Origin of the sequence: Pacificibacter sp., assembly GCF_039769035.1 — a bacterium.
Lineage (GTDB): Bacteria > Pseudomonadota > Alphaproteobacteria > Rhodobacterales > Rhodobacteraceae > Celeribacter.
In genome coordinates, this window is the sequence record NZ_JBDMZG010000204.1 from 1 (window position 1) to 9,430 (window position 9,430).

The 9,430-nt window shown below is 54.9% G+C and carries 11 protein-coding genes; 9 read left to right on the plus strand and 2 right to left on the minus strand.

Annotated features, from left to right (window positions below; genetic code table 11):
* Positions 1-336: 336 nt before the first annotated feature.
* Complete coding sequence (locus tag ABF287_RS16435; RefSeq protein ID WP_347186081.1) at positions 337-1,143, minus strand: phytanoyl-CoA dioxygenase family protein; 807 nt, start codon at positions 1,141-1,143, stop codon at positions 337-339.
* Positions 1,144-1,166: 23 nt separating this feature from the next.
* Positions 1,167-2,324 carry a Xaa-Pro peptidase family protein gene (locus ABF287_RS16440; RefSeq protein WP_347186082.1) on the minus strand — a complete coding sequence of 386 codons (1,158 nt, stop codon included), beginning with the start codon at positions 2,322-2,324 and terminating at the stop codon, positions 1,167-1,169.
* A 196-nt stretch (positions 2,325-2,520) separates the two neighbouring features.
* On the opposite strand from ABF287_RS16440, the gene ABF287_RS16445 reads away from it, so the two are divergent.
* The 9 genes from ABF287_RS16445 to ABF287_RS16485 form a co-directional block, all read left to right on the plus strand.
* Positions 2,521-3,366 carry a transporter substrate-binding domain-containing protein gene (locus ABF287_RS16445; RefSeq protein ID WP_347186083.1) on the plus strand — a complete coding sequence of 282 codons (846 nt, stop codon included), beginning with the start codon at positions 2,521-2,523 and terminating at the stop codon, positions 3,364-3,366.
* A 67-nt stretch (positions 3,367-3,433) separates the two neighbouring features.
* On the plus strand, positions 3,434-4,099 hold the full coding sequence (ehuC, locus tag ABF287_RS16450; protein WP_347186084.1) for an ectoine/hydroxyectoine ABC transporter permease subunit EhuC: 666 nt from the start codon (positions 3,434-3,436) through the stop codon (positions 4,097-4,099).
* Between the two features lie 3 nt (positions 4,100-4,102).
* Positions 4,103-4,771, plus strand: coding sequence for an ectoine/hydroxyectoine ABC transporter permease subunit EhuD (gene ehuD / locus ABF287_RS16455; RefSeq protein ID WP_347186085.1), 669 nt, complete (start codon positions 4,103-4,105; stop codon positions 4,769-4,771).
* Positions 4,771-5,586, plus strand: a complete 816-nt coding sequence (gene ehuA, locus ABF287_RS16460; protein WP_347186086.1) for an ectoine/hydroxyectoine ABC transporter ATP-binding protein EhuA — start codon at positions 4,771-4,773, stop codon at positions 5,584-5,586. Before ehuD ends, ehuA begins: the two co-directional genes overlap by 1 nt.
* 52 nt (positions 5,587-5,638) lie before the next feature.
* The gene (locus ABF287_RS16465; protein ID WP_347186087.1) at positions 5,639-6,442 is read left to right on the plus strand and encodes an aspartate dehydrogenase; all 804 of its coding nucleotides are present in this window, start codon (positions 5,639-5,641) and stop codon (positions 6,440-6,442) included.
* 4 nt (positions 6,443-6,446) lie between these two features.
* Entirely contained in the window at positions 6,447-7,412 is a 966-nt protein-coding gene (locus ABF287_RS16470; RefSeq protein WP_347186088.1) for a threonine/serine dehydratase, read from the plus strand.
* 12 nt (positions 7,413-7,424) lie between these two features.
* The gene (locus ABF287_RS16475) at positions 7,425-8,135 is read left to right on the plus strand and encodes a GntR family transcriptional regulator (RefSeq protein ID WP_347186089.1); all 711 of its coding nucleotides are present in this window, start codon (positions 7,425-7,427) and stop codon (positions 8,133-8,135) included.
* On the plus strand, positions 8,132-8,905 hold the full coding sequence (locus ABF287_RS16480) for a hypothetical protein (protein ID WP_347186090.1): 774 nt from the start codon (positions 8,132-8,134) through the stop codon (positions 8,903-8,905). The genes ABF287_RS16475 and ABF287_RS16480 overlap by 4 nt, the downstream gene beginning before the upstream one ends.
* Positions 8,906-9,058: 153 nt before the next feature.
* Positions 9,059-9,430: hypothetical protein (locus ABF287_RS16485; protein WP_347186091.1), on the plus strand; the 372-nt coding region annotated here is incomplete at its 3' end.

A 9,430-nucleotide genomic window follows, 5' to 3' on the forward strand; every position in this document is an offset into this window, starting at 1 on the left:
CTGGGCAAATATTATACACTGGGGGTTTCAAAATTTTGGCCTCACGAATCTAAACGACGGACATTAAGTTTATAGAATAACAGACGTGCAATACTTTTGTAGCACCTGTCATATTGGGCTCTAAGCCGCCATTCGCTGCGTAATCATCTTACGACTGCTATGCGGACACAGCCGCCTTTTGCTAACGCAGCCATTGCTAGCGCAGCATTCCTTCGCAGCTGCGGCAAGCTTTTCGCTGGGAGGCAACCGATGTCGCTAAACAAGCCATTGGAATCCATCATGAGACACCGAATTCGAACTGTTCTTTCGCCGCTTGGCATCGGAGTCGGAAAGGAGCTACCGGCTCCACACAAGCGGCAGCAGATCACCTACAATAGGTTCGCCCTCCTTCAGTCCCTGAGCCTGCCAGTATTCTGTTTGCGCGTCGGTCCAACTGCCTCGTTTTTCAAACGCTGCATTCCCGTGGGCGAAGCGCATTGTCAGACGGTTGACGGTGCGTTCAGGCGGTACGGGATTGGGGGCACCATGCAATGTATGTGAGTCGAAGATTAGGCAATCACCGGGGTCCAGATCAAATTCCTGCACGTCATAATCGATCAGATTTTCAGTGAAGTCCGGTGTGGGCTCATAGGGTTCCTGTAGTGCTGCCTTTTGTCCGGTGCCGGCAAAGCTGAGAGGCATGAATTTGCGTCCCCATTTGTGCGAACCCTTGAGGAATACCACGCCCTCACCCTGACGCACGGGTTCAAGTCCCATCCACAGTACACACCATTCGCCGCTGACATCGAAATAGGGATTGTCATGGTGCCAGGGCGCTCTGTTCACCGCGCCGGCCTCTCGCACCAGCCAATTGTCAGTCACGAGTGCAACGGAACTGGCCTCCATCGCTTCGCCCGCAAGTTCCGCCGCTGGGGAATTGAAGATGAAATTCTTCATGTGGATATTCTCGCGCCAGATCCACATATCCGTGCAGTAGGTGCCCGGATTGGTGTCTTTGGAATAATCCAGATACATCGGTCCCGGATTGGCGCGACCAAATTCAATCGAACTTCGAACTTCGTCCAGCCATTCCTGCGAAAATGCGTTTTTGATTCGAACCACGCCGTCGTTTTGATAAGCGGCTCTGTGTTCTTGGGTCAGCATTGTGTGCCTTTCGGTGAGTGTTATCACTTTATGATAAGGTTTTCAGGTGTTGTGGCGGTCAGCACTTCGGCACCATCTCCGGTGAGGATGACCGTGTTTGAGATGAAATAGTCGACAACATCCGTGTTGGTGAACCAGCTGTGGGCGTGAAACACCATGCCCACCTCCAGCGTGCGCTCCGATCCGGGGAACAGGCTGGTCACCATTGAACCACCTGTCCAACTGGGTGGGAATCCGATGCCCACCATGTAGCCGCAATGATGCCGTTCGTAGCCTGCCAATCCGCCGCTTGCCGCAACCTCGCGCCAGGCGGCATATGCATCGCCTGCCTTGCCGCCTACTTTCAATGCACCGCAAATTGCCTTCATGCCGTCCATGGCCAGCTCTGCCGATTTCTCAGCCCCTTCCGGCGCGCTGCCAACATACACCAGTCGGCCCATGGGAGCCTGATATTTGCGGTAGGATGCTGCATTTTCCAGAAACACCGCATCGCCATTTCGGAAGGTTTCGCCGCGCCAGGTGGTATGCTCTTCGCCCAGACGTGTGGTTGGGCGAATGAACGGGCCAAAGCCGGTCGGTTCGCTGCCCTCCAGGGTAGACACTCGCATGTATTCGGCAGCGATCTCATAGTCTGTCGCGCCGTCGCGGATCACGTCAATACAAGCGCTCATACCCAGATCTGCAGCCCTGGCGGCCTTTCGAGTGTATTCGATCTCTAGCGGGGATTTTGCCTGCCGCAGGTTGTCGACCAGACCGGACCCGTCCACCCATTCGATGCCCTGTGTACGTGCCAATATCCCTTCGGCATGATGCAAATGTAAAAACAGGCTGCGCCGTTCGAGCGCGACGCGTCCACCGGACAGGCCCAGGTCTTTCATCGCTTGCACGACATAATCAGACAGCTCTTCGTGGTCCTGATGGCCGTAGAAGCGGGCGTTTCTCACTTGATTGTCAAAGGTGATCTTTTCCATTGCCCGGCAGGCCAGTGCCATCTCGCCATCACGGTTTACAATGAGAACATGAGCCGCAAAGAATCCCCAGTGGTCCATTCCAGTCAGATAATAGATGTTTTCGGGAGATGCGATCACAACCCCGTCTAGATTCTGCTTGGCCAAGGCGGTCTTTACCCGGTTGATTCGACGGTCCAGTTCGTCTTTGGGGAATGGGGCATGTTCGATCATCTGTATCTCCACACTTAAGTTGATTTCTCAAAATCGACCATTAAGGTATACCAATAATCAGTCAAGTGACATTTTATAACGATATATTCCCAGTACCTCCTAATTTAATGAGATTTTGATGTTTTTGTTATTGCATATTTCTCTATAAGGTATACCAATTAACCATAAATCGGAAAAACAACTCAGGGAGAGTTCAATGAACTGGATGTTAAAAACCACCATTATCGCCGCCACAACGATTGTGGGTGTCGCGACGTCGACGCTGGCTGGTCCGCTGATGGATCGCCTTGAAAGTGGCGAAACCATTCGGATCGGTTTTTCCAATGAGGTGCCGTGGGCCTATCCGGGTGACAACAACGTACCACTTGGATTTGCAAACGTGCACACGCTCGGCGTCTTGAAGGCGATGGGTTATGACAACGTCGAACCGGTCGTAACCGATTGGGGCGGATTGATTCCGGGCCTCAAAGCCAATCGTTTTGATATCATCACGGGTGGCATGTACATTCTTGAAGCGCGTTGTGAGAGTATTGATTTCTCTGAGCCGATGGGAATTTTCGGCGACGCCTTTGTGGTCCCCGCTGGCAATCCCAAAAACATCACCTCTTATGCTGACATCAAAGATCAGGGGGCTACGATGGTCACTGGTGCTGGTTACAATACGGTCGACGCCGCCAAACGCGAAGGTGTCGCGGCTGATCAGATACTCGAAGTGCCCGGGCCAACCGAAATCCTTGCCACAATGCGGGTTGGGCGCGCTGACGCAGGCGCAGTGACGTTCTTTACCGGGAAAAATCTGGCGGCCCAATCTAATGGCGAGCTTGAGGTCACCGATCCTAACGCGTTGCCTGAGTGGACCCAGAACTGGGTGGGTATCGGATTCCGGCCAGAAGACAGCGACTTTCTTGCGGCCTTCAATGCCGCGCAGGCAAAGTATCTGGGTTCGGAAGAGATGTTGGCTGCCGTTGCGCCATACGAATACACCAATCTACAGGTTCCAGATCCGAGCGTGACAACCGAATGGATCTGCCAAAACCGTTGATGGCATAGCCCTAGCAGGCGGTCCGCGTTCGGTCCGCCTGACTTCTTTCCCCTTCCGCGGAGGCGTCATGTCATATTGGGAATTTCTTGCCCAGAACGCACCGCGGTATCTGGACGGAACACTGGTCACGATCGCGCAGTTTTTCTTGTCGGCCACGCTTGCCATTCTGGTTGCCCTGACTGCAGGGTTGATGAAAATGTCACGCAATGCCGCAGTGCGCTGGACAGCCGGGACTTACATTGAAATCTTCCGGGGCACGTCTCTTCTTATTCAGCTTTACTGGATCTTCTTTGTCCTACCGCTGTTCGGATTGACGCTGGACAAGTTCTATGCCGGTTTCGTCGCCGTCGGGCTTAACCTCGGAGCCTATGGTGCCGAGCTCGTTCGCGGCGGCATTCAGTCGGTCCCCAAAGGGCAGTGGGAAGCGGCCTATGCGATCTCGATGTCTCCGGCCAAACGGATGTATCGCATCATCCTGCCCCAAGCGTTTCTGAACATGCTGCCGCCTTGGGGCAACCTTATGATCGAGCTGCTGAAGGCGACCGCGCTGGTGTCGTTGATCTCGGTCACCGACCTGATGTTCGAAGCCAAGCAGATAAACGGGTCGACCTTCCTGTCCGCGCAGGCTTTCGGGACGGCCCTGATCATCTATTACATCTTCGCGCGGCTGATCGTGACCCCGTTCATGCGGTGGCTTGAACGCGTCATGGCGCGCAAAATGGGGAGGGCGTAGGCCATGTTTGACTGGCGTTGGGATTTTGCCTTTGAAATTCTCCCCCGGTTTTTACAGGCTATGCTGAACACGCTGGCCGCTGCGGGGGTCGGCTATGGCATCGCAGTGGTACTGGGGCTGGTTTTTGCGCTGGCGCAACGCACACCGTCGCGCATCGTCACAATTGTGGTGCGAGAATGTGTCGAGTTCATTCGATCGACGCCGCTGGTGTTGCAGATCTTCTTTGTGTTCTTTGTCGGCCCGCAATTCGGAATACGCCTCAGTCCCTGGGTGGCGGGGATGATCGCCATCGGGCTGCATTATTCGGCGTACCTATCCGAGGTTTATCGCGGCGGCCTCGATTCCGTGCCTAAAGGACAGTGGGAGGCTTGTACTGCGCTGAACCTAAGCACAACCAAGACCTATTTCCGCGTTATCATCCCGCAGGCCTTACCGCCCTCATTGGCTGGCATGGGAAATTATCTTGTTGGCATATTCAAAGACACACCGATGCTGTCGGTGATCGGTGTGGCCGAGCTGATGCAGGCGGCGAACGGAATCGGTGGGTCACACTACCGGTATTTGGAACCCTATACCATGGTCGGGATCATCTTCTTGGCGATTTCACTGCCCGCTGCCGGGCTGATCCGGGTCTTTGAAGCCTGGATGCGTAAGAAACTGGGAATGAACTGATGGAAGATATGTCGCAATACCCACTGGAACTGACCGGGCCCGATGTGCCGATGGTGAGGTTCATGAATGTCACCAAAAGCTATGGTGCACTGACGGTTCTGGACAGCCTGGATCTGGATGTGTCCGAGGGCGAGATGGTCACCGTGATCGGCCCGTCCGGCTCTGGCAAAACAACCGTTCTGCGCATGCTGATGACTTTGGAAACCATCAATGGCGGCGTCATCTATGTCGATGGTAAACCGCTCACGCATATGGGAAAGAACGGCGTTCTAGTACCGGCAGACCCAAAGTACTTGCGTCTGGCGCGGTCTTCGATCGGCATGTGCTTTCAACATTTCAACCTGTTCCCGCACATGACTGCCCTGCAGAACTGCATGGAAGGGCCGATGCAGGTTCTGGGCCTACCAAAGAACGAGGCCCGTGAAAGGTCCGAAGAGTTGCTGTCGATGGTCGGCATGATCGACAAGAAGGATCAGCATCCCTCGCGCCTGTCGGGCGGTCAGCAGCAACGTGTCGCTATCGCCCGGGCGCTGGCCATGCGCCCCAAGGTGATGCTGTTTGACGAAGTCACCTCGGCGTTAGACCCCGAGGTGATCGGCGAAGTGACCGGCGTCATCCGCAAGCTGGTGGCTGAGCATAACCTCACCATGCTGATGGTGACACACCAGATGGCCTTTGCGCGTGATATCTCGGACCGCGTCTGTTTTTTCTATCAGGGGAAAATCGAAGAACAAGGAGCCCCTGAAAGCCTGTTCGGCAATCCCCAACGTGAACGCACACAACAATTCCTGTCCGCTGTGAAGGCGGCGGATTGAGCATGAAATCACACCTGTCTCCAGAAGACCTGCTGTTCAGGAAAGGCAAGCTATGAGAATTGGAGTTGCCGGTATTGGTGCTGTGGGCGCTGACGTTGCCCGTTCATTGGACCGTGGCGACGTTCCCGGATGCGGGCTGAGCGGCATAGCGGCGCGCACGATCGAAAAAGCAGCCGCGTTGAATGAAACTCTGAGACAGCCGGTGCCAGTGCTCGACTTCGCTGCTTTGGCGGAGGCAAGCGATTGTGTCATTGAAGCGTTACCGCCTGCGTTGTTCGGTGACTTGGCCGCGCCCGTGCTGCGGGCGGGTAAGCATCTGATCGTTCTTTCGGCCAGTCAGCTTCTTGGTCGGGATGACTTGATCTCTCTTGCCGACGAGAGCGGAGGCCACATCCTTGTCGCATCAGGGGCGATGCTGGGGCTGGATGCGTTGAATGCGGCGAACATCGGGCAAATTGACACAGTCAAGATTGTAACCCGCAAACCAATCGATGGCCTGGTGAAGGCGCAGTTTGTTGCGCGGTCAGGTATTGATTTGACCGCGTTACAGGAGCCGATGCAGGTCATTGCGGGCAGCGTCACCGAAGTGGCGCGCGAGTTTCCCGCCAACGTGAATGTCGCGGCCGCGATCAGCCTGGCTGGGCTTGGTCCGGACAAGACAAGCATGGAGGTCTGGGCTGATCCTAGCCTGACGCGAAACACACATTCGGTAGAGGTAACTTCCGACAGTTCGGATTTCACAATGTCTATTCAGAACCGTCCAAGCGCTGAAAACCCGGCCACCGGCATCATCACCGCCCAAAGCGTGATTGCTCTGTTGCGCCGCTTCCATTCAACTTTGCAAGTGGGGACGTGAGACAGTGCTAACCATTGAAATGATCACCCAAGCTGCAGAGCGGCTGAAGGATGTAGCGATCCAAACCCCGTTGCTGGAATCTCCTCTGCTGAACAACGCACTTGGGTTCCGGTTATTGATCAAGCCGGAATGCCTGCAAAAGACCGGCTCGTTCAAAATACGCGGCGCCTACAACAAGATCGCGTCATTAGACGAGACACAGCGCAAGGCGGGGGTCGTAGCATATTCATCCGGCAACCATGCGCAAGGTGTCGCCGCAGCGGCCAGCGCGATGGGGGTTGCGGCAAAAATCGTGATGCCCTCCGATGCGCCCCGCATAAAACTGGACAACACCGCCCATTGGGGGGGCGAGGTTATCACCTATGACCGACAGGCGGGTGACCGTGCCGAAATCGCCCGGAACATCGCTGAAAAAACTGGCGCAACGCTGGTGCCACCTTATGACGACTACCACCTAATGGCCGGGCAAGGCACAGCCGGACTGGAAATAGCTGAGCAGTTGGACGCGCTTGGCATCCAGGCGGATAGGGTCATTTGCCCGGTTGGCGGCGGTGGGCTGATCGCCGGGGTGTCCACGGCCATGCTTGCGAGCCAAGCGGAAACTGAAATCTGGGCGGCGGAACCCTGCAATTTCGATGATACCAAGCGCTCATTGGAGGCGAGAACGGCCCTGTCGATTGAGCCAGGTCACAGCTCGATTTGCGACTCAATCGTGACAGCGCGGCCCGGAAGGCTGACCTTTCCAATCAACCTGAAAACACTTTCAGGTGGCTATTCCGTCAACGAGCCGGACGTTGTCACCGCAATGCGGGTTCTGTTCACCGAGCTCAAGGTTGTTGCAGAACCAGGTGGCGCAGTTTCAGTAGCAGCCGCTTGGTCGAACAAAGAAGCCTTCCAAGGGCAGACCATCGTTGCTTTGGTATCGGGCGGCAACGTCGATATGGACAGTTTTCTTGGGTGGATGATATAAGTGAGAAGCCCCATGAAAGATAATGAGCAACGCATGACAAAGAGCCATATATACCTAGAAATGCGCAGGCGTATCTGCCTTCTGGATTATCAGCCTGGGACGCGCCTGAACGAACGGGAACTCGCAGCGGAATTCGGCATCAGCCGTACGCCGATGCGGGACGTGCTGCAAAAGCTTGAACATAACGGCCTGATCTCCAGCCAACATGGGCATGGCACCATCGTTACCTCAATCGATCTGAAATACATGCGCGATATCTATCTCGTGCGCATGCGGCTCATGGATGCGATGGGCGATTCCACTCCGGCACCTCGGAACCCGGACATACTGGACGAGATGCGCGGGCTGGAAGCGCGGTGCGATTCTATGCTGCACGATCACGACAAACGCGAATTCGCTCGGGTGCTTCTTCGCCTGCATAAGATCCTGCATGGATTGACCACCAACGCTGTGCTGAAGGACATCAACGACACATTGTTCTATCAGTCCGCACGCTTTTGGTTTCTGTTGCTGGATCGCGTCGATATGCGTGTCCAAGTCGAGGATTTGAGGGATGAGATCCGAATGTTGCGCCGCAGTCTGGAGATCGGCGATGTCAAGTTGACGGTCTCGATTCACAAGACCTATCTCAGGGTGGTAGTGTCGCGTCTGGATGCCATCCAGGAGGAAGGCGGTACATTGTTCGAAAGTGGTCCATCCAAGACAGAGAAAGAAACGACATGACCGAAAAAGCTGTACGCTCCTTGCTGTTCATTTCCATGTTGGGCGAAAATGAACTTTTCAACCCGGATCACTTTGGATGCTTATGTTCATCCGGCCAGGAAAAAGACTGGATCGTGGACTGGTTTGGACCAGTGGCGCAGGAAACGGGTTTTTCACTATCCGGCGTCGACATTTGTCGTGGTGACGCACTGCCTGCAGTGGATGATGTCGATTGTGTCATCCTCGGCGGCACGATGCATGTGGTGACCGAGGACCGTTCCTGGCTACACGCGCTCTATGCCTGGCTACGCCGGTATCGCGATGCCGGGAAGCCGTTGCTTGGTGTTTGTGGCGGACATCAACTGGTGTCGACACAATTCGAGGATGGCGTGCTTGATGGCCGCGTCGGAGGGACGCTTGCTGGAACATATGAGATTGAACTGACAGATCTTGGGCACCAGCACCCCCTGTTTGATGGCCTGTCCACATCCCCCCGCTTCAACTTTGCCAATTATCTGCATGTGATACCGTCAGACGCGCAGAAGGCAAAGGTCCTAGCCCGCATCGGTGAAAGCAGCGCCATCTGTATCGACCATGGCAACCACTGGTACACAACTCAGTTCCACCCGGAATCTCGCCGATCCGTCTGGTCCTGCATGTATGAACAGACCGAACCAGAGCATGTCGGGAACTATTCGGATGATCAGGATGGCGCTGGTTTGATCCGAAACTTCATGAAGATTGCCGCGAAAGAATTGAATGAACAGCGTCCAGTCGTGTTGAGCGAATAGAGCCAATACCAACTCTGAACTCGTTTTTGCTTTTGTTCGGGAAAACAGTGTCAGCATTTGCGCAGATTGCTTCGGCGTACCTTTTGGGAAATTGGCGTTGCCCTGATCTCGATGCCTTAAACAGGATGTGGCGAACATTCGGCCTGGTCTCGGTTGGGTTCAACGCAATCGATTGCCAGGGCTGGGGAAAAACAGCACTGCAACTACGTCACTGAAAACCCATCAGGTTTCTGCACAAGCAATATCGGCGGCTGCACAAGTCCGGAAAGTCCGCATCCTGTAGATCCTGTTCTCTTTATCGCTGCGACATACGTAAACGGCTGGTCATCACGCCGCGCAGCAGCGCTGAAAATGATGCGGTCGTTGAAAATCTTCTGCTGCGAGCGCGCGCAGCAAGATTTTGTCACTTCCACTCAGGGCTCAAAACAGCCATTAGCTGCACCTTGTTCGAAGGTCCGCACTGGGCCAATTGTTTACAGCAACTCCACAGCTTCACTCAATTGCTCAGAGTTCACATCTATGTAC

Excerpts from the sequence above, each read along its gene's own strand:
- ABF287_RS16435 (WP_347186081.1), bottom strand. The coding sequence starts at position 1,143 with ATGCTGACCCAAGAACACAGAGCCGCTTATCAAAACGACGGCGTGGTT.
- ABF287_RS16440 (WP_347186082.1), bottom strand. The coding sequence starts at position 2,324 with ATGATCGAACATGCCCCATTCCCCAAAGACGAACTGGACCGTCGAATC.
- ABF287_RS16445 (WP_347186083.1), top strand. The coding sequence starts at position 2,521 with ATGAACTGGATGTTAAAAACCACCATTATCGCCGCCACAACGATTGTG.
- ehuC (WP_347186084.1), top strand. The coding sequence starts at position 3,434 with ATGTCATATTGGGAATTTCTTGCCCAGAACGCACCGCGGTATCTGGAC.
- ehuD (WP_347186085.1), top strand. The coding sequence starts at position 4,103 with ATGTTTGACTGGCGTTGGGATTTTGCCTTTGAAATTCTCCCCCGGTTT.
- ehuA (WP_347186086.1), top strand. The coding sequence starts at position 4,771 with ATGGAAGATATGTCGCAATACCCACTGGAACTGACCGGGCCCGATGTG.
- ABF287_RS16465 (WP_347186087.1), top strand. The coding sequence starts at position 5,639 with ATGAGAATTGGAGTTGCCGGTATTGGTGCTGTGGGCGCTGACGTTGCC.
- ABF287_RS16475 (WP_347186089.1), top strand. The coding sequence starts at position 7,425 with ATGAAAGATAATGAGCAACGCATGACAAAGAGCCATATATACCTAGAA.
- ABF287_RS16480 (WP_347186090.1), top strand. The coding sequence starts at position 8,132 with ATGACCGAAAAAGCTGTACGCTCCTTGCTGTTCATTTCCATGTTGGGC.